The 19,968-nt window shown below is 34.3% G+C and carries 18 protein-coding genes; 12 read left to right on the top strand and 6 right to left on the bottom strand.

Annotated features, from left to right (window positions below; translation table 11 throughout):
- Nucleotides 1-769 precede the first annotated feature (769 nt).
- On the top strand, nucleotides 770-1,759 hold the full coding sequence (locus GW534_RS07030) for a 3-oxoacyl-[acyl-carrier-protein] synthase III C-terminal domain-containing protein (RefSeq protein ID WP_161920346.1): 990 nt from the start codon (nucleotides 770-772) through the stop codon (nucleotides 1,757-1,759).
- A gap of 397 nt (nucleotides 1,760-2,156) precedes the next feature.
- On the opposite strand, the gene GW534_RS07025 is transcribed toward GW534_RS07030, so the two are convergent.
- Genes GW534_RS07025 through GW534_RS07010 form a run of 4 tightly spaced genes read right to left on the bottom strand, consistent with a single transcriptional unit; the run spans nucleotide 2,157 to nucleotide 5,520 of the window.
- A complete protein-coding gene (locus GW534_RS07025) occupies nucleotides 2,157-2,825 on the bottom strand; it encodes a TetR/AcrR family transcriptional regulator (RefSeq protein WP_161920345.1) in 669 nt (222 codons plus the stop codon).
- Between the two features lie 18 nt (nucleotides 2,826-2,843).
- On the bottom strand, nucleotides 2,844-3,989 hold the full coding sequence (locus tag GW534_RS07020) for an ABC transporter permease (protein ID WP_202630855.1): 1,146 nt from the start codon (nucleotides 3,987-3,989) through the stop codon (nucleotides 2,844-2,846).
- Between the two features lies 1 nt (nucleotide 3,990).
- On the bottom strand, nucleotides 3,991-4,752 hold the full coding sequence (locus GW534_RS07015) for an ABC transporter ATP-binding protein (protein ID WP_161920344.1): 762 nt from the start codon (nucleotides 4,750-4,752) through the stop codon (nucleotides 3,991-3,993).
- Between the two features lie 24 nt (nucleotides 4,753-4,776).
- On the bottom strand, nucleotides 4,777-5,520 hold the full coding sequence (locus GW534_RS07010; protein ID WP_161920343.1) for an efflux RND transporter periplasmic adaptor subunit: 744 nt from the start codon (nucleotides 5,518-5,520) through the stop codon (nucleotides 4,777-4,779).
- Between the two features lie 221 nt (nucleotides 5,521-5,741).
- Between GW534_RS07010 and GW534_RS07005 the strand changes: the two genes are divergently transcribed.
- The 7 genes from GW534_RS07005 (at nucleotide 5,742) to GW534_RS16360 (ending at nucleotide 12,896) form a co-directional block, all read left to right on the top strand.
- A complete protein-coding gene (locus GW534_RS07005; RefSeq protein ID WP_161920342.1) occupies nucleotides 5,742-6,332 on the top strand; it encodes an acetate uptake transporter in 591 nt (196 codons plus the stop codon).
- 867 nt (nucleotides 6,333-7,199) lie between these two features.
- Complete coding sequence (glcT, locus tag GW534_RS07000) at nucleotides 7,200-8,051, top strand: glucose PTS transporter transcription antiterminator GlcT (protein WP_161920341.1); 852 nt, start codon at nucleotides 7,200-7,202, stop codon at nucleotides 8,049-8,051.
- A gap of 144 nt (nucleotides 8,052-8,195) precedes the next feature.
- Nucleotides 8,196-10,250 carry a glucose-specific PTS transporter subunit IIBC gene (ptsG, locus tag GW534_RS06995; protein WP_161920340.1) on the top strand — a complete coding sequence of 685 codons (2,055 nt, stop codon included), beginning with the start codon at nucleotides 8,196-8,198 and terminating at the stop codon, nucleotides 10,248-10,250.
- Between the two features lie 103 nt (nucleotides 10,251-10,353).
- Nucleotides 10,354-10,620, top strand: coding sequence for a phosphocarrier protein HPr (locus tag GW534_RS06990; RefSeq protein ID WP_161920339.1), 267 nt, complete (start codon nucleotides 10,354-10,356; stop codon nucleotides 10,618-10,620).
- A gap of 388 nt (nucleotides 10,621-11,008) precedes the next feature.
- Nucleotides 11,009-11,968, top strand: a complete 960-nt coding sequence (locus GW534_RS06985) for a DMT family transporter (protein ID WP_161920338.1) — start codon at nucleotides 11,009-11,011, stop codon at nucleotides 11,966-11,968.
- A 313-nt stretch (nucleotides 11,969-12,281) separates the two neighbouring features.
- Nucleotides 12,282-12,485 (top strand): hypothetical protein, encoded by a 204-nt coding sequence (locus GW534_RS16365; protein WP_246204000.1) that lies wholly within the window; start codon nucleotides 12,282-12,284, stop codon nucleotides 12,483-12,485.
- Nucleotides 12,486-12,659: 174 nt separating this feature from the next.
- Nucleotides 12,660-12,896, top strand: a complete 237-nt coding sequence (locus tag GW534_RS16360; protein WP_246203999.1) for a cation transporter dimerization domain-containing protein — start codon at nucleotides 12,660-12,662, stop codon at nucleotides 12,894-12,896.
- 48 nt (nucleotides 12,897-12,944) lie between these two features.
- Here GW534_RS16360 and gltS read toward each other — a convergent pair whose 3' ends face one another.
- Nucleotides 12,945-14,162: a sodium/glutamate symporter gene (gene gltS, locus GW534_RS06975; RefSeq protein WP_161920337.1), complete on the bottom strand. Its 1,218-nt coding sequence runs from the start codon at nucleotides 14,160-14,162 to the stop codon at nucleotides 12,945-12,947.
- Between the two features lie 615 nt (nucleotides 14,163-14,777).
- Between gltS and GW534_RS06970 the strand changes: the two genes are divergently transcribed.
- From GW534_RS06970 to GW534_RS06960, 3 genes are all read left to right on the top strand, one after another.
- A complete protein-coding gene (locus GW534_RS06970) occupies nucleotides 14,778-16,682 on the top strand; it encodes a heavy metal translocating P-type ATPase (RefSeq protein ID WP_161920336.1) in 1,905 nt (634 codons plus the stop codon).
- A 136-nt stretch (nucleotides 16,683-16,818) separates the two neighbouring features.
- Entirely contained in the window at nucleotides 16,819-17,052 is a 234-nt protein-coding gene (locus GW534_RS06965; RefSeq protein WP_161920335.1) for a heavy-metal-associated domain-containing protein, read from the top strand.
- Nucleotides 17,053-17,084: 32 nt separating this feature from the next.
- Complete coding sequence (locus GW534_RS06960; RefSeq protein WP_161920334.1) at nucleotides 17,085-17,384, top strand: iron-sulfur cluster repair di-iron protein, ric; 300 nt, start codon at nucleotides 17,085-17,087, stop codon at nucleotides 17,382-17,384.
- Nucleotides 17,385-17,698: 314 nt separating this feature from the next.
- Here GW534_RS06960 and GW534_RS06955 read toward each other — a convergent pair whose 3' ends face one another.
- A complete protein-coding gene (locus GW534_RS06955) occupies nucleotides 17,699-18,940 on the bottom strand; it encodes an aminopeptidase (RefSeq protein WP_161920333.1) in 1,242 nt (413 codons plus the stop codon).
- A 213-nt stretch (nucleotides 18,941-19,153) separates the two neighbouring features.
- On the opposite strand from GW534_RS06955, the gene GW534_RS06950 reads away from it, so the two are divergent.
- Complete coding sequence (locus GW534_RS06950; protein ID WP_161920332.1) at nucleotides 19,154-19,687, top strand: cupin domain-containing protein; 534 nt, start codon at nucleotides 19,154-19,156, stop codon at nucleotides 19,685-19,687.
- Nucleotides 19,688-19,968: the final 281 nt, after the last annotated feature.

Here is a 19,968-nt window from a genome sequence, read left to right as displayed (position 1 = left end):
GCGGATAGGTGAAATACGCTTCATAACCTACTTAGTGATAAGTAGCTGAACCGTCAGAAGTCAGCAGAGGTCATAGTATTAGTTGGTTTAGAACTACTAAGAAGGACCGAACAATTAAGAGAGAATAGCCCTTGGCATTCAGTGAGTCATGATGAACACAGAAAACGTAGTACCTCACTTGAGGAAGGAAGCGGTGAATCCCGTGGGGGACCTCTTGGAGGGTGGAGTGACCACTGGCATAAAGAGAACAGCTATTCACGGAAGTTATAAAGACTTGCGTCAATTATCTTAATTGAACCGCCGTATACGGAACCGTACGTACGGTGGTGTGAGAGGACGGGAGTTAATCGCTCCCTCCTACTCGATTTCATTAATTTTGCTAGATAAGAAATCTACAATTAGAAATGTAACTTTCTTTTTCAAAAGTACCTATATGATATTAGTTTTAATTTTCTAAGGGTTATACCCACAAATCATTGAATAGTAATAACGTACTAAATATTAATTAAATTTTTATTATTTCTTTAAATTATTATTACCAATTTATCATACTTTCTCGGCAGAAAATGAACCTTTAGAGTTATAGACTAATAATAAAAAACACTTTAACGTAATATTGTGAAAAATTAATTTTTTCAGAATGGAATAAATTCACTTAAATTCTTGGGCCTACAGAGAAATTCACCTACTTCATGAGAGTAATATTTAAGGATGATGTTGAAGGCTTGGAAGTTGTCATCATTAAAATCTTAAAGGAGGAGTATGAAAGTTGTTCAATGTTAAAATTATTGGATCAGGGAAATCTGTCGGTTCTATTGTAAAAAAAAGTACAGATCTTGAGAAAGAAATGTCTATACCTTCAGGTTGGATAGAAAGGGCAACAGGAATATACTCTCGTTATTACATTGACTCTGAAAAAGGTGAGAATGCTTTAAGTTTAGGAGTAGATGCTGCAAGACAGGCGATTAAAGATAGTGGTTTAGCATTAGAGGATATTGATTGTATTATTGGTGCTAACGGTTCCCCGATGCAGGCTATACCTTGTGCAGCAAGCTTATTTCAACGTGAGTTAGGATTGGAGAATTCAGGGATTCCTTGTTTTGATGTTGATTCAACATGTTATAGTTTTCCAATTGCTTTATTTGTAGCATCAAATTTGATTAATAGTGGTATTTATAAGAATGTTCTAATAATCAGTTCTGACACTCCAAGTCCAACATTAGAAAAAACAGATAAAGAGGTTCGTGCTTTATTTGGTGACGGTGCAGCAGCTTTTGTTGTTACAAGATCAGAAGGAGAATCGAAAGTTCATAGATTTCTATTAAAGACATATAGTATCGGAGCTGACTATACTTGCGTAAAAGGAGGAGGTACACTCAAACATCCAAATAACCCAAATACTAAGCTGGAGGATAATCTTTTCCATATGGAGGGGACTAGGGTTTTTAAGGCCGCTTTACGCTACGTACCTGCCTTTTTAAGAGAGTTTTTTTCGGAAAACTCATTACGGAAAGACGAGTTCCAATACATAGTACCTCACCAAACATCTAAAAAGGGAATAGATGTATTTAAGCGATTTGGTTTTGACTTAGAAAGGGTTGGAAATCATATCCGAACACATGGAAACTGTATTGCCGCTTCAATCCCTATGCTGTTACATGACTTGATTACCTCTCAAAAAATTCAAAGAGGAGATAATGTGCTATTGATTGGAACGTCAGCAGGTCTATCTATTGGTGCATTATCATTAACATATTAAAAAGGTTAATCTTGAAAATATGTATAGAAGAGATAATTGAGAAGATAAATAGGGTTTGCCAATATATTCCATTGATATTATGAAGTTGCTATTAACATAGTAGCTTTAAAGAAGGTTTATAAGTGGACTCATGTTTACTAAACTCCCCTGTAAAAATTAGACACTAATCTAATTTTTACAAGGGTTTTTTTATTGAAACATTAATAGTTGAAAAAAGTATGATTTTAATAACATGTAGCCATTTGAGAAAGTACTTGAAGAGCATATTTATTATTAAAATTACGAATATAGGAAAATGAAAAGACCTAAGCCCGGTTAAATACCGAACTCAGGTCCTTGAAGAAGTGTGAATTATATGTCTAACTCTACTAGTTAGTTCATAGTGGAATATTATTTTTTAGGATTTTCTTAGTCCTTTCAAAATGATATCCAATAATTCATCTAATTCACTTTCATCGGTTGAAGTTTTGTCTTGTAATATATAATTAATGAAGATATACCCAAATAATAAATAGAAAAAAAGATTTGTTATTGTTACTTCATTATAATCTGAGAATTCTCCCTGTTCTTTTTTATGCCTAATAAACGTTTTGATAGAATCTGTTGCAGGAGTTGTAATATATTTTTCTATTGCATTCTTTATTTCAGGTTGAAGGTAGGATTCTTGTAATAGAATTTTAACAACCTTTTGATTTTCGGCTAATTTATTTAATCGTTCATTAAATGCGCTTTTTAGTACTTCTTTCGTATTTTTATTAGATCCCTCTTCAAATATTTCCTGTAAGGGCCCCACATATTTCTTGGAATTAAACTGGATAAATATTGGTGCCAAGATATGATACAATAAATTGTTTTTTGACTTGAAATTTCTGAATAATGTAACCTCAGCAACTCCTGCTTCTTTGGCTATATCTGCCGTAGAACTAGCTTCAAAACCGCGATCTGCAAAAAGTTTTAAAGCTGCGTCTAAAATTTTCTCTTGGCTTTTAGTCACTTGTTTTGGGTTATCGAGATTATCTACTAGAGCCTGTAAGGCATTCTTAATATTTTGCTTATTTTCTTTCAAAATCTATATACCTCCTTTCTACAATTGCTTTTTGAACCTTGATGCAGTCGCTATACAAGTAATAACTATGAATGTTAATAACACGATTGATTGCAGCCAGAGTATATCCAATGAAACCCCTTTTAAAAATATCCCTCGTAAAATCTCTAAAAAATATGTAAGTGGAATAAGCCCGCCTAACATTTGAATGAAAGTAGGCATTGTTTCTCTAGGGAAAACAAAACCTGATAAAATTACACTTGGTAATATAACAGCAAAGGCCATGTACATAGCTTGTAGCTGATTGTTGGCTATAACTGAAATAAAGAGACCGATTGCTAAAGATGCGATCAAAAAAAGTATGCTTAAACCTATTAATAAATAAATGCTTCCAGCAATCGAAACATTAAACCACCAAATACCAACGATCAAAACAAAAGCGAAAGATAGAAGCCCAATAAATATATATGGGACTAGTTTGCCCAGGATTAGCTCAAGAGGCCGAATTGGCGTAACAATTAATTGTGCCATTGTTCCATGCTCTTTTTCACGAACGATTGCAAATGCGGTCAGAATTAATATGACTTCTTGCATAACAAGCCCAATTAATGCAGGAATATTATAATTTAAACTTTCCATTGTTGGGTTATATAAAATATTTGTTTCGCTCTTAATTGGTAGACTCTTTTCATTTATAGCATTTCTTTCAAGCATTTTCGTCTGTATTGAAGTAGAATAATTTAATAGTAGATTTTGACTTCGAGAAAGTGCTTCTTTAGCATAAGTAGGGTCTGAGCCGTCGATTATGATTTGTACTGTAGAAGTATCCGTTTTAATATTTTTTGAAAAATCTTTTGGTATTATTAAAGCAGTGTGAATATCCCCTTTGTCGAGTAAATAATCAATTTCATTATAACTATGTGTATAGCTGAAAAGATGAAAATCATTTTGGCGGGTGAAAACTTGAATGAGTTCTCGACTTTCTTTAGTTTGTGATTGATCCCAAACAGCAAGATTAATATTTTTAATATCAGTGTTCATTGCGTAACCTAGCAGTAGTACCAACATGACAGGAAGAATTAAAGCAATTGCTAGACTTGCAGGGTCTTTTTTTATTTGCATAAATTCCTTTTTAATAATGGATTGGAAACGAATGGAACAAAACTTTTTAATTTTCTCATCCATTTTATACACTTCCTTTTTGAAATATAGAGGATGCTTCTTCCTGCTTAACTAGTTTAATAAATAATTCATCTAATGTTTCCACATGATGTTGTTTCAAAATTTCATTCGGTTTTCCATTGACTAATAATCTACCAAAGTAAATAAAACCAATCTCATCGCATATTAGTGCTTCATCCATATAATGAGTCGTTACTAATACCGTTACTTCTTTTTCTCTTAAGCTTTGAATAATATCCCAAAATATTCTTCTTGACACAGGATCTACTCCTGCAGTTGGTTCATCTAGGATTAAAAAGTCTGGTTCATGAAGTAATGCGCAGCAAAGGGCTAATCGCTGCTTCCACCCCCCGGAAAGTGTGCCAGAACGTTGATTCAGACGGTCACTTAACCCGGTAATTTCTACTAAATGTTTGATTCTTTCCTTTAGCTTATCTTTTTTAATTCCGTAAACTTCACCATAAAATTGTAAATTTTCGAGTACTGTCAATTCAAGATAAAGGCTGAATTTTTGTGACATATAGCCAATTCGTTGTTTTATTTTTTCAGGGTCTTTTCGGATATCATACCCTAATACACTACCATAACCACTGGTTTGCGGGAGAACACCACATAGCATATGGATTAACGTTGATTTGCCAGATCCATTGGGACCAAGAATCCCATAGATTGTTCCCTTCTTTATTTTTAGATTAATTGAATTTACTGCAATTATTTGTCCGAATTGCTTAGTTAACCCTTCACAAATAATAGCATACTCACTCATATGGACACCCTCTTTCGAAATGTTTTAAAAGCTGACCGTAACATCCATACCTGGTTTTAATTTGTTATCCTTATTTTCAGTAACTTGTATATCAATAGGAAATACCTTTTCTGCCTGTTCTTCGAGTGTTTCATTATTTTGAGGGCTAAAAACAGCTTCATCACCTATTTGAATTACTTTTCCTTTAAAGGTTTCGTCTGGATATGTAATTGATTTAATGTTGAGAATCTGGTCAATTTGAAAATCTTTCAAATCAGTTTGAGGTACATAGATGGTAAATTCTAGTGGTTTATTTGAAAACATGGTTACTAAAGGAGTACCAGTTTTTACATAATCTCCTTCTTTAACAAGCCATTCTGAAATTACACCGTCTTGGATAGCGGAAATAATAGTTTTAGACTTTTGGTACTCTGCCTGATCATAAATTGCTTTTGCTTGGTCTATTTCAGCCAAGATCATATCCATCTCACTATCAGATACGTTATTATCTTCTGCTTTTTTCCTTTTTGCTTCGACCATCGCTACAGTTGCTTCGACTTCTTTTCTTTTTAATTCATAGTATTCGTCGTCAATTTTCCCTAAAACATCATTTTGTATTATTTCCTCTTGTTCATCTTTTTCGATAGATTGAATTTCCCCCTCTACCTGACTATAAATGGTTACCTTTTCCGCTTCTAGTACGCCGTAATAAATTTTTTCCTTATTTGAACAGCCGATTATCATAACACTCAACAAACTAATCGTTAAAATAGTCATTAATTTTTTCAACTTTCATCCCTCCCTAAAATTGTTAGTAAGTACTTACATTTACATATTAATCTAAAGAGTACGTTTTTTCAATATTTTTTAAAAATTATTTTCTAAATATTTATATTTAAAATATATATAAATCTAGCAATAAGCTTAATGAATATTGACATACTAGTATACCAGTACGAATAATACATGCTAGTGTCTTAACACTAGTACATATATTTGGAGTGAAACAATTGGATAAGGAACAGACAGTTACACACATCACAGAAGTTACAGCAAATCCTGCTCCTCTAGGTTTAATGGGATTTGGCATGACAACAATTCTACTTAATATTCATAATGCCGGTTTCTTTGCCTTAGATGCCATGATATTAGGTATGGGAATCTTTTTTGGCGGTTTAGCGCAATTGATTGCGGGTATTATGGAATTCAAAAAAAATAATACATTCGGTACAACTGCTTTTACGTCTTACGGGGCTTTCTGGCTATCGTTAGTAGCTCTAAATCTTCTTCCTTTAATGGGTTATGGAGAAGCGGCAAGTTCATTATCAATGGCTGCTTACCTATTTATGTGGGGACTATTTACGTTATTTATGTTTATTGGCACTTTACGTATTAATACTGCGTTACAAGTTGTATTTGGAACACTAACAATTCTATTTTTCTTACTGGCAATCGGAAACTATACAGGTTCAAGCCTAATTTTAACGATTGCAGGCTATGAAGGAATTCTTTGCGGATTCTCAGCCATTTATGCAGCTATGGCACAAGTGCTAAACGAAGTATATGGAAAAACGATTTTACCAATTGGTGAGAAAAATTAATTAAATCTAGAATTTGTTAATATACAACGCCCTATTAATCCTAAGGGCGTTTTTTTTGTTGGATAAGTATTTTTCTATTGATTAGTTGATCTAAACCCAATCATATTCAGTATATAAACAAATGTTAGAGGTATAACAGTCATATTTTTCAAAAAGTAAAGGCTAGCATTGTACGTAGCGTTTAGATTAGCTACTTGTATCCCCATCATTTCTAAAGCCGAAATAAAGAACCAACTCAAAAGCATGATGATTAAATTTCCGATTCCATATAAAAATATGAAAATGACAATAATTTGAGCTAAAAAGCCGTATGGCCAATTTCTTTGAAACTGAATAGTGCACGAATTACTAATCTTATCCCAAACTATTTTATTCCTTAGCACCTTAATACTTGTCTTTGCTAGATGTGTATAAGAAATAGAATCCCCAGTAAGGGATGTAATAATAGAAAGGACTAAATCACAAGTTGAAAAGAGGATGATACTATTAGTATTTGTAGTGGGTAGTTATTAGGTTTAACTTCCGTTGATGGTAATAAAAGTGAATATTCACACGAAACAGACAACTGAAAATAGTAGCTTATATATTGAAAAGCAAGTGGGAACAATATTATATATTTTCAAAGTGTTCCTTGGCGAAAGAACCAAGCAACACTTTTTAACTTATTTTATCAGTAGATTTAATTAGCGTTTGCTAAAATTGGATGTCGGATAATCTGAACTGTATAATACGATATTTTATTTTCAAATGGATGTTATGTCATTTAATTGTAAATAATAAATTTAGTTATTCATTAATATTGACCTTTACTAGATATTATGATTAATAATTAATATAGAGAAATTACTATTAGAATGGAGAAATGATATGGCTTTGTTCACTGTTAAAAAAGCACTTAACAATAATGTCATAATAGCCGAAGATAAGGAAAATAAAGAAGTAGTCCTTATTGGTAAAGGAATCGGTTTTAATAGAAAAAAAGGTGATCAGCTTGATGATCGATTAGTCGAGAAAATATTTGTCCTTAAGGATAAGGATAAACAAGAGCAATATAAAACCTTACTTCTTCAAATGGATAATGAAATTTTTGATGCAATCATTGATGCGATGGAATATATCAAAAAACACACAACCGCCAGATTAAATGAGCATATTCATGTTGCATTGACCGACCATTTAATGTTCTCCATATACAGGACGATGAAAGGGGTTTCAATCCACAATCCTTTTCTTGTTGAAACTAAAAACTTGTATCCTCAAGAATTTAACATTGCATCTAAAGTGGTCAAAATTGTGAATGAGGCTTTAAATATTCATTTACCAGAAGATGAAATTGGTTTTATAACGTTACACATTCACAGTGCTATTAAAAATAAAAAAATAGGGGAAGTTAATAAACATTCACAATTAATAAAACAAATGATTGATGTAATAGAGGATGCATTTAATGCGAAAATTGATAAAAAGTCAATTGACTATATTCGACTTATCAGGCACTTACGCTTCGCTATTGAAAGGACCCATGAAGGAGATGAATTAGGGGAATCTACTAAAATAAATTTAACATTGCAAAATGAATACCCTTTCTGCTATAATTTATCTTGGAAGTTGATAAAAATAATGCAAAATGCATTAAAGAAACCGGTGGGAAGCGCAGAAGCAGTATATTTGACTATGCATTTGCAAAGAATTTATAGTAAATTAGGTAGTCAAAATTAAATATTTTAAACACGTGTTACTGATTTATTCAGGCATGAGTTTTAGACATGTTTGTCGAATAGTAGGTTATACTACTAATGTACAAACATTGTCTTTACTCATGCCTATTTATTTATTGTAAAAATCACTAAAGGAGTGAAAAAAATGTTTAAGAAAATTTTTGGTGCTTTACAAAAAGTTGGTAAAGCTCTTATGCTTCCTGTGGCACTTTTACCTGCCGCTGGTTTATTGCTAGGTATTGGTAATGCCATTGGTCAAGAAAACATGATCGATGTACTTCCATTTTTACAAGCTGATTGGATTCAACTTATAGGCGATGTAATGGAAGACGCAGGGGGAATTATATTCTCAAACCTAGCCTTGTTGTTTGCTGCAGGAGTTGCTATTGGTTTAGCTGGTGACGGTGCAGCGGCATTAGCGGCAATTGTAGGTTATTTAGTAATGAACCAAGTGATGGGTTCGTGGCTTGGTTTGACAGCTGATGATATTGGAACAGAACCCAGCTTTGCATCTGTTTTAGGAATACCAACACTGCAAACCGGAGTTTTCGGCGGTATTATTATAGGTTTAATTGCGGCATTTTGTTATAATAAATATCATGATATTAAAATGCCTTCATATCTTGGTTTCTTTGCAGGAAAACGATTTGTTCCGATCGTTACGGCAGCGTTTTCATTTGTTGTCGGCTTGATTCTACTCATTGTATGGCCACCGGTTCAAAATGCATTAAATTCAGCTTCCATGTGGTTAATTGAAGAAGGTACGTATTTAGCTGTATTTATGTTTGGTTTTATTAAAAGATTACTGATCCCGTTTGGTTTGCATCATATTTACCATGCACCATTCTGGTATGAATTTGGTTCTTACACAACAGCAGCTGGAGAAGTTGTTCGTGGTGATATGACAATCTTTTTTGCTCAGCTACGTGATGGAGTTGAGCTAACAGCAGGTCATTTTATGGCTGGGGAATTTCCGGTTATGTTATTTGGTTTACCGGCAGCAGCCTTAGCTATGTATCATGTTGCTAAACCAGAAAAGAAAAAACTTGTTGCAGGTATCTTTGCTGGTGGAGCGTTAACTTCTGCTTTAACTGGTATTACAGAACCACTTGAATTTACTTTCTTGTTCTTGTCGCCAGTACTATTCCTTATTCATGCTGTGTTAGACGGATTATCTTTTGTAATCTTGACATGGTTAGATATTAATATTGGATATACATTCTCAGGTGGTTTCATAGACTTCTTCCTATTTGGAATTTTACCAGGTAGAGAACCGTGGTGGCTCGTGATCCTTGTAGGTCTTGTATTTGCAGTTCTATACTACTTCATCTTCCGTTTCTTCATTGTAAAATTCGACTTAAAAACACCTGGTCGTGAAGATGATGAAGGGACGAATGGAAAAGAACGTGCAGGGTCTGACGGGGATGAACTTCCGTATAACATTCTTCAAGCAATGGGTGGACAAGAAAATATCGCTCACTTAGATGCATGTATCACTCGATTACGTGTTCAAGTAAATGACATTCATAATGTTGATAAAGAAGAATTGAAAAAATTAGGTGCAGCTGGTGTACTTGAAGTAGGAAATAATATTCAAGCTATTTTTGGACCGAAATCAGATACATTGAAAAGTCAAATCCAAGATATTATGAGCGGAAAGAAACCGCGTCCTGTTAAAACAAAAGATCAAGAAGAAAGCTCACAACCAAATGAAAAACCTGAAACTTTACAAAGTGAAGTTAATAACAATGAAAAATATATTTCTCCAATTAAGGGAAAACTTATTCCAATAAGTGAAGTTCCAGACCAAGTATTTTCTCAGAAAATGATGGGTGATGGTTTTGCCATTGAACCAGAAGAAGGACTTGTCGTTGCACCTGCAGATGGAAAGATCATTCATGTATTTCCAACAAAGCATGCTATTGGATTAATGACTGAAGGTGGACGTGAGATCTTGATTCACTTTGGTATTGACACGGTTAATCTAAAAGGTGAAGGTTTTGAAGCATTAGTAAATGAAGGAGAAGAAGTTAAAGCCGGACAACCATTACTCCGTGCGGATCTTAATTTCATTAAAGAACGTGTACCATCCATTATTACACCAATAGTTTTCACTAATTTAAGTGAAGGAGAAAGTATCGTTCTTGAAAAAACAGGTGCTGTTAAAACAAAAGAAGAAAATATTATTTCGATTAAGTAGGTAAAGGTGGGGTAATTCAATAGGATTTGTATTATTATTCCGAAGAATGAGCTCCATAAAAATGACAAAGAACTATTAATCTCAGCTTAAAGGAGTGTTTGTAATGGAAGAAAAAACATATAAAATTATTGAAGAAAGTGGGATTCATGCTAGACCAGCATCATTAATTGTCAAAGAGGCAAGTAAATTTAGTTCAAATATAGAACTAGAATACAATGGAAAATCAGTTAACTTAAAATCCATCATGGGAATCATGGGACTTGGACTTTCTAAAAATGCTGAAGTCGTAATTAAAGTAGATGGTAGCGACGAAAAAGAAGCCATTCAGGCACTGGATGAATTATTACAAAAAGAAGGTTTGGCTGAGTAATTAAAAGAAAGAATAATAGATTACCAACCATCACAAGATTAGATAGTTGAAACCTGACATATCATAAAACAAAGTTTACTTATTTGCTCTTTTATGTCAACAACAACTCAAACAAGCAAAATTCTGCTTGTTCGGGTTGTTGTCTTATTTACTTAGCCTTGCTTAGTATAATATTGTTATCTCCATTTTTTCATATAATACAACTTTGTTTTATTAATAGTATAAAGAGATTAATCTAAAAAACTACGTTACTTTCCTCAAGTTACCACTTTATTGTTCACTTCTTTATAAATTCTTCGTGGAATGCTAGTAATTCCCTCGTAAATTTGTTCGCTCATTATGTTATGATTATTTATTGTTATATTTATTAGTGAGGAGTTGGCTTTAATTGAATAGTATTTTTCAAAATAAATGGACGGTAATTGGGTTTGCGGTAATCTGTACTCTTTTATGGGGGAGTGCGTTTCCTGTATTAAAACTAAGTAATATTGAATTGCAAATACAATCTGGTGATGTAATTGCGCAAATTGTATTTGCTGGAATGCGCTTTTTATTAGCGGGGCTATTTATACTATTTTTCATGTTATTTACAAACAGAAAGAAATTATTGTTTAAAAAATCCCAAGTATGGATTGTTATATTATTTGGGATGATTCAAACTTCTTTACAGTATTTTTTCTTTTATAACGGTTTAGCTAAAGTTTCTGGTATGCAAGGAGCACTTCTTTCTTCAAGTGGTACATTCCTTGCTGTAATCGTAGCTCATTTTTATTATAAAAATGACCATTTGAACTGGAAAAAAGCAATTGGTATTTTAACCGGCTTTGTTGGTATAGTTTTAGCAAATTGGGGTGAATCCTTCCAATTTCAATTTCAGATAACAGGGGAAGGCTTTATGATTTTAGCAGGTCTAACATCGGCTATAACGACTATTATGGCAAAGGAATTGGCCGTCGATATTCATCCAGTTACATTAACCGGTTGGCAATTAACCTTTGGGGCACTCCTATTATTAGTAATCGGTGTTCCGCAACTAAGTCCAGGGGCTATGACCTTTACACCATTTGGCTGGGGCTTACTTATTTATGCGGCATTGCTTTCATCCGTTGCCTTTGCTTTATGGACAACCGTCTTAAAATATAATAAAGCAGGAAAAGTCTCGATTTATAAATTTTTAACACCTGTTTTCGGTGCACTGTTATCAGCAATATTCATTCCTGGAGAAAGTTTAAATCTATTGATGGTAGTGGCAATTGTATTAGTAGCTTTTGGGGTACTTGTTATGAATCTTCGAGATGATAAAGGGATGGATTCCTCTAAGACAGTATCACGAACAAAAGTAAGTTAATGAATTTAACGATAGTAGATACTGGCTGTGTGAATTTTTTTGCCAAAATACCATATTAAAGGACTAGTCACCGTGAGTTATTTAAAAAACTTTTCAACTTATTTTTACATGTTACCAGCTATATTAATAGGAATTATTACAATGGTTGCGAACAATGTATCTATAAGAATTTGGATTCAGAACTTTTTAGTTTGGGTAATTGGATCTATTGTTGGTACTGTGTCAATCAAAAGGATAAAAAGCCGAGAAGTAACGGATGTTCGTTTGCTTTCAATAGTTGTGTTATTAATCTTTCTCGTCTTGCCTCTACATTATGCATCCTGCTGAGTCAGGTGGGATATGGATTAACCTTTCTGTGGTAGGAATTGCTGCAGTACTTGAATTTTATGTGCTTTTTAAGGCGATGAAGGAAGTTCTTCATGAAACGAGTACCGATGCAACGGGATCAAAAATTTTCACGAAAAGTTTCCAAGTATTAGGTCGTGCTAAACCGGCAACAAAGCTTGTGCAACATTAGGTGGGATTATTGCGATTATTGGAATCCTTTTATCTTATTTCGCAGGTTTTCGAGCAGCGGAAGGAATTGCTTCCATCATCATTGGAATCATGATGTTTTATGTTGTTGCAAGAGTATTTTTGGACAATGCGAAAGGTGTTCTTGGTGAAGCGGATGATGAATTGGAAGAACGAATTGCCAAGTACATTAAAGGACATTAGAATGTTGTATGCAATGAAAGAAGGGGAAGATTATCATATCGAAGTGAAACTAGAAATCCAATCTTCGCTCACTGTTAGAGAGGCGACTCAAATCAAAAATCGTATTGAAGAAAAAATACAAGAAATTGAAGGTGTTACTGATGTAATTATTGAGTTTGAGAAAGATGATGGTGTAGACCAATTAGATAAAGGTGCTTTACCAAAAGCTTAATTAATAAATATAGTGGGATATTATCCCACTATTTTTGTGACTATATTATCAAGTAAAGAAGTTTAAAAATGCTGTAATGATAATCGCGTTGAAAAAGTCTGAGAACGTTCCACCGATTGGAATAGCAATATAAGAAGCTGGTGAAGGACCATATTTTCTAGTTAGTGTTTGCATATTCGCCATTGCGTTTGATGTGGATCCCATTGCATAGCCAATGAATCCAACGGTCTGGACTGCAGCATCATAGCTTTTACCTAATAGATTAAATAAAATAAAGTAGCTAAATAGGTACAAAAATAGTACTTGCACAGCAAGAATTGCAATAATTGGAATTGCCAAATCAGCTAATACCCAAAGTTGTAATCCCATCATCGCCATCGCGAGGAATAAGGATAAAGAAACTTCTCCAATTGTGCTAATTTCATTTACAGGGTATTTTTTTCCGGTTGCTTCCACAATGTTTCGTATGACTGCTCCCATAACGAGTGCACCCATGTATCCAGGGAATGTGATTCCAGTAGCAGCTAAAAGATCGGATACGATAACACCTGTCCCTAAAGCCAGTGCAAGAAGTATACCTGCATTAACGAAACTTTTACTGCTTGATACAAACTGTTCTTCATCTTCGGGTGTAATTTCTGTGTCTACTTCTTTTGTAGCAGCAACTTCACTCATCGCAATTTGATTTTGTTTTTCCAACTGACTAATTCGTTTACGCATCGTTGGGCCACCCATCATACTACCCGCAACAAGTCCAAAGGTTGCAGCAGCAAGACTCACTGCTGTCGCACCTTCCACACCATAAATTGGGCTTTCCATAGTCGCTCCAAAAGCAGCAGCGGTACCTGGACCACCTATTAAAGCAATTGAACCAACCCCGACACCAAGTCTCGGATCAATCCCGAATAATGAAGCGATGCTTGATCCAATTAAATTTTGGATAGTAAGTACAACTACGGAGAGCAATAAGATTAGGGCAATAAGTTTTCCACCACGACGAATTAATGGAAGACTAGCTGAAAAGCCGACTGTTGTGAAAAACACCGTCATTAAAATTGACTCAAGCGTTTTATCTAATGTAATCGTCATTGTTCCAGAAGCAGTAAGAATTGTATTAAGTAAAGCGAAAATTAGACCACCAACTAAAGGTGCTGGAATATGATATTTCGTTAAGAAAGCACTTTTCTTAATTAAAAAATTACCTAACCAAAAAATTATAGCAGCTAAACCTATGGTAAGATACATATCTAAGTGTAATTCAAACATAAATTCCCTCCAATAAAATATTATTTTTGATAAACAACAATTATTGATTAATAGTTTTTAATATTAGTATTTCTAATACATAGGGAAGTAAGAGTTTTTAATATTAGTATTTCTAATACATAGGGAAGTAAGAGTTTTGAATAGTTGGACAGAATTGAAGGGGACACTATTTTATTATGTACTAATAGTACTATTTTTGACAAGGGATTTTATTATTTTAGTAAAGTAAAACGTTAAGATGTTAACATATTTTTGCAGATTAACATGTAATTGTACCATTTATAAAATTTGAAAGTATGGGAATCTTCCGTTTTTCGGTGATATTAGGAATGGAAAAGGATTCTTAGTTCATACTTAAATGCTGGAAAATCGATATTATGCTGATATAGAGTTCTGGATGTAACACAGGGGTATACTAAGTTATTAAATTAAAAAGACTTAGCAGGGGTCAGACCTCGATTCGTTAAAGAAATACGAATTCGGGGTCTTTTTATTCTGCCGCTAGACGATAGAGCGTAGAAATGTTATGTAACTTGATTTGTATCAATTTTTATTTTTGGGGAACGTCCTATACTAGGGGTAACAAACGTTAATAGAAATATAGGAGGAGTGTTCATGCAAAGATATATTTTAAGTAAAAAGAATTCAATAACAGTGATCAGTGCAATTTTAATTGTATTCGCCTTTTTTGGACGTTTTGGATTAAATGATATGGTTATTTTTACCTGGTCGCTCATCATTGCATCGGTTCTTGGCGTAGCACCGATTGCTATCCAAGCATATCAAGCATTAAAAGTAAAAGTGGTAAGTATCGATGTGTTAGTTACAATTGCCGTTATCGGGGCTTTTCTTATTCAAAACTATGAAGAATCAGCTATTGTGACATTTCTATTCTTATTCGGTGCCTATTTAGAGCAACGTACGTTAAACAAAACCCGTTCTGCGATAAAAGGGTTGACGGATATGGCTCCAGAGACCGCTTTGAAACGAGTGGCAAATGGTGAATTCGAAGAAGTTGATGTGGACGATGTAGACGAAGGTGATGTGTTACTAGTAAAAACGGGGGCGAAAGTACCGGTAGATGGAACTGTGTTATCTGGTGAAGGCCACATTAATGAAGCGAGTATTACAGGGGAGTCTGTCCCGGTAAGTAAGTGTGTGGGTTCACAAGTTTATGCGGGAACAATTTTAGAAAATGGAACGATTCAAATTGAAGCGGAACGGGTTGGAGAAGACACAACCTTTGGTAGAATTATTGAATTAGTTGAAGAAGCTCAAGATTCCAAGTCTGATACTGAGCGGTTTATTGATCGTTTTTCCAAATATTATACACCAGCTGTTTTACTACTCGGTTTTATTGTTTGGTTATTCACAAAAAATGTTGAACTTGCGATTACGATTCTTGTTTTAGGTTGTCCGGGTGCATTAGTGATAGGAGTCCCTGTATCAAACGTTGCCGGTATTGGTAACGGTGCGCGTAATGGCGTCCTTTTAAAGGGAAGTGAAGTCATTAACGATTTTAGTAAAGTAGATACGATTGTTTTTGATAAAACCGGGACCCTGACGGTTGGAAATCCTGAAGTAGCTGAAAAAGAATATTATAGCGATGTGACAGAGGAAGTTCTCGAATATTTAGCGAGTGTCGAACGTGAATCTGATCATCCATTAGCTAAAGCTGTTGTTAACTATATCGGTAAAACAAACTTGCATACGGTAGAAGAAACGGAAGTGGTCAAAGGTGAAGGGGTTATTGCAAAAGTAAATGGGCATCGCATCGCTGTAGGTAATGTTGCTTTAATGGAGAGAGAAAATGTTGAACTGAACGAAAAAGCGAGGAAAGACATCGTTCGATTTGAACAAAATGGTAATTCCCTCGTTCTAACTGCAGTCGATAGTGAATTAAAGGTGCTTATGGGAATCCGCGATCAAATCCGTCCTAGTGTGAAAGAAGATTTACAACGAATTAAAAACCTCGGCGTGAAAAACTTAGCTGTTCTTTCAGGAGACAACCAGGGAACGGTTGACCTCGTTGCCCGGGAACTCGGGTTAACGGAAGCCCATGGTCATATGTTACCGGAACATAAGTCCGCATATATTGAAAAACTGCAAAAACAAGGACAAATTGTCGCCTTTGTAGGAGACGGTGTTAATGATAGTCCATCATTAGCATTGGCAAATATCGGAATTGCCATGGGTAGTGGAACAGATGTTGCTATTGAAACTTCAGATGTTGTTTTAATGAATTCGGATTTCAGTCGCTTACCTCATGCGTTGGGTTTAACGAAAGCAACAGCACGAAATATGAAACAAAATATCATCATAGCCGTAGGGGTCGTCCTTATTTTACTTGCAAGTTTACTATTTAGTGAATGGATGAATATGACCATCGGAATGTTAGTTCATGAAGCAAGTATATTAGTCGTTATTTTAAACGGTATGAGATTGTTGCGATATCGTTTACGGGGAAAATATACGAAACTAGTAAAAAGTGAAAATGAAGAAGTAGTAAAAGCAGCTTAATAAAAATGTAAGCCTTAAATCTAAACGTTTGACCAGGTTTTTGTTAAAACTTGATGTACGTCAATTTTTAATTTCCGCTTCTAAGTTATACTAAAAGTAACAAAGAAACAAAAGTTATCGAAAGGAGTTTTTACGGATGCAAAAAGCTGTTATTCAATTAGAAACATTAGCATGTCCATCTTGTATGCAAAAGATTGAAAATGCGGTAAAGGGGTTAAACGGGGTAAATCAAGATAGTGTGAAAGTGTTATTTAATGCAAGTAAAGTAAAACTAAATTTTAATGCAGAAGATATAGCAATTACTGATATTGAAAATGCAATTGAAAATTTAGGATACGAGGTAAAAGGTTCGAAAGTAAGATCTGCGTAAGTAAAATTTTATACTAGAAAGAAGGTATTGTAATGGCAGATAGAACATTTCTAGAAGTTGTAACCAACTATGTTGAAAAACTAGATTTATATACAAATGCAATTACAAAGGCTCATGGTCAGCATCACCCTGAAACATTTGAAGTAAAAGAGCTGTATGAAATGATTCGTGAAAAAGTAAAAAATGCGGGAGAAAACAAACCAAATTTAGATTCAGAGTTTGCCCGGTTACGTAAAGTTACAGGCAACTATACAATCCCGCAAGATGTATGTGAAACATATGTTGCAACTTATAAAATGTTATCAGAAGTAGACGAAGCTTACCAAGCTTAAAATATAAAAATGAACAAAAGATAAATTTGAAACTTTTAGATTAAGATGGGGTTGGTACATGGGGACGGGTTCGGTGTACCAGATTGATAGTTTATGATTTCGCCAGTGAATTTCAATATATCGCCAGTGAACTTCAAAATATCAGCAGTGAAACTTGATTAATCGTTAGTCAAATCGAAAATATCGCTAGTGAACTAAAAAATATCATAAGCGACCCTACATATATCGCCAGTGAGATTATCAGCATTGTCGCACATGCAAAACAAAAATACCCTAACAAAAAAGTTAGGGTATTTTTACGTTCTCAAACTAGATCAAAATGCCCAGTCACCATTACGGAAGATTGGAACAACCGTGCCATCTTCTTTAATGCCATCGATATCCATTTCACTAGAACCAATCATAAAGTCAACGTGAACTGTTGAAACGTTCATACCGTTCGCCATTAATTCCTCTTTGCTCATTTTTGTTCCGCCTTGAATTGTTGTTGGATAAGCAGAACCGATAGCAAGGTGGTTTGATGCATTTTCATCAAATAAAGTATTGTAGAAAGTAATTCCTGATTGTGAAATAGGTGATGGATCAGGAACAAGTGCAACTTCACCTAATCCAGTTGCTCCTTCATTTTCAAAGACTAATTTTTTAATAATTTCATCGCCAGTTTCGGCAGAAATATCAACAATTTTACCATCTTTAAAATGGACCTCGATGCCTGTAATAAGGTTACCAGCATAACTTAAAGGCTTCGTGCTACGAACAACACCATCCATACGACGAGTGTCTGGTGCAGTAAATACTTCTTCAGTTGGCATGTTCGCGATAAATTTTTCACCTTTTGGATTAACACTACCAGCACAAGCCCAAATATGATTTTTCGGTAAGCCTAAAACAAGATCTGTTCCAGGTGCTCTGAAATGAAGTTTATCAAATTGGATATCATTTAATTTATCCGCTTTTTCATTAAGTAATTCTTCATGGCGATCCCAAGCTGCAACAGGATCTTCTTCATACACACGGCATGTTTTGAAAATTTGATCCCATAAAGCATCTACTTGTTCTTCTGTTGTTTTTAAGTCAGGGAACACTTTTGCAGCCCAATCTGCACCAGCAGCAGCCGCAACTGTCCATTTAATATCGTCGTTTTGTGTTGCTTTTCGTTGTGCTTCAAAAGCTTTACCTGCTACTTTTTGATAAGCAGATACTTTTTCAGGATCTACTTCATTTAGTAGCCCTGGATCGCTAGATATAATGGATAAACGACTAACTTTACGATTCAACACATGATCTTCAGATTCTTCAATTTCATATGATGGAATTTCTGTAAGAACTTCTGTTGGTTGATGTAAATAATGTTCTTTTGTAATCTCGTCATCTAACCATTTCACGATGACTTTTTCTGCGCCTAATGCATAGGCTTCTTTTGTAATTAGTCGTGCTAAAGGTGCTTGATCAACAGCGATGGTCATTTTCACCCAATCACCAGGTTGCACATTGATTCCTTTTGAAACTAATAGTTTTGCGTATTTTTGTAAATTTTGTTCAAAATTAGGTAACATATCATATTCCTCCAAACTTTTCCTTTATTAATATTAGCATACGTTAAAAATGTATGTACAATTTGTAATCAACATTTCTTAAAAAATTTTAAAAGTTAAATCCAAAAGCAAACATGAAAAATAGACGATAGCCCATTCAAGTTGTCTTAGATTGAATATCCTTTATATTAGGTGAATTCATTACCTAATTATTAAACGAGAGGATGGAGAGTTATGTATTTTTATCCTTATTATTTTCACCCCCCGATAAATCATGTTCCAGTGCATTCCAATAATTGGAATCATCCAACAGAGTATTATAGAAACCATTATTATCCTTACGAACGCCAACAAATTGATCAAGGACCTAACCCATATGTGGTTAATATTGAAGAAGCAACAAAAAGAAATAACAACTTCCGGACAACTTTATGGACTGGAAGACATATGCAAGTAACATTAATGAGTATTCGACCAGGTGAAGATATCGGTTTAGAGATGCATCCAAACGTTGACCAATTTTTACGGGTTGAACAGGGGCAAGGCGTTGTTCGAATGGGTAGAAGGAGAAATAATCTCAACATTGTAAGAAGAGTTGACGATGACACTGCCATTATGGTACCAGCGGGAACATGGCATAATGTGACTAATACTGGAAATAGACCACTGAAACTTTACTCAATCTATGCACCACCTGAACATCCTAAAGGAACGGTACATCCGACAAAAGCAGATGCAATGGCGGCGGAACAAGGGAATCGTTATTAATAAGCTATCTCAAAAAAATTGGATACTAAAAAAGACCTCCTTTTTAATGTAATAAAGAAGGAGGTTTTTACTTATATATTTCTTTCGTTTTGAGATTTTTATTTAATATCCTGAATTATTCATACTTCCAATGAAGATTTAATTTGATACCAAATCCAATGATTTTTTGTTATCTAAACAAGTAAGAGCTGTTAATTTCGATAAACATGATAAATGATAAAGGTGAATGGTAGTAAAATCCTGATTTTGGGCATACTACCCCCTTGGTCTTTCATCCTTTT

The organism is Pallidibacillus pasinlerensis (assembly GCF_009996845.1).
GTDB lineage: Bacteria > Bacillota > Bacilli > Bacillales > Caldibacillaceae > Pallidibacillus > Pallidibacillus pasinlerensis.
Note: the sequence above shows the minus strand (reverse complement) of the source record. Positions and strands in the feature narration are given on the sequence as shown.

Bases quoted from the DNA above. Each gene is read 5' to 3' on its own strand.
- GW534_RS07015 (WP_161920344.1), bottom strand. From the start codon at position 4,752: ATGAGTGAGTATGCTATTATTTGTGAAGGGTTAACTAAGCAATTCGGA.
- GW534_RS06965 (WP_161920335.1), top strand. From the start codon at position 16,819: ATGCAAAAAGCTGTTATTCAATTAGAAACATTAGCATGTCCATCTTGT.
- GW534_RS06970 (WP_161920336.1), top strand. From the start codon at position 14,778: ATGCAAAGATATATTTTAAGTAAAAAGAATTCAATAACAGTGATCAGT.
- GW534_RS06955 (WP_161920333.1), bottom strand. From the start codon at position 18,940: ATGTTACCTAATTTTGAACAAAATTTACAAAAATACGCAAAACTATTA.
- GW534_RS06990 (WP_161920339.1), top strand. From the start codon at position 10,354: ATGGAAGAAAAAACATATAAAATTATTGAAGAAAGTGGGATTCATGCT.
- GW534_RS07020 (WP_202630855.1), bottom strand. From the start codon at position 3,989: ATGGATGAGAAAATTAAAAAGTTTTGTTCCATTCGTTTCCAATCCATT.
- GW534_RS16365 (WP_246204000.1), top strand. From the start codon at position 12,282: ATGCATCCTGCTGAGTCAGGTGGGATATGGATTAACCTTTCTGTGGTA.
- glcT (WP_161920341.1), top strand. From the start codon at position 7,200: ATGGCTTTGTTCACTGTTAAAAAAGCACTTAACAATAATGTCATAATA.
- GW534_RS06950 (WP_161920332.1), top strand. From the start codon at position 19,154: ATGTATTTTTATCCTTATTATTTTCACCCCCCGATAAATCATGTTCCA.
- GW534_RS06960 (WP_161920334.1), top strand. From the start codon at position 17,085: ATGGCAGATAGAACATTTCTAGAAGTTGTAACCAACTATGTTGAAAAA.
- ptsG (WP_161920340.1), top strand. From the start codon at position 8,196: ATGTTTAAGAAAATTTTTGGTGCTTTACAAAAAGTTGGTAAAGCTCTT.
- gltS (WP_161920337.1), bottom strand. From the start codon at position 14,162: ATGTTTGAATTACACTTAGATATGTATCTTACCATAGGTTTAGCTGCT.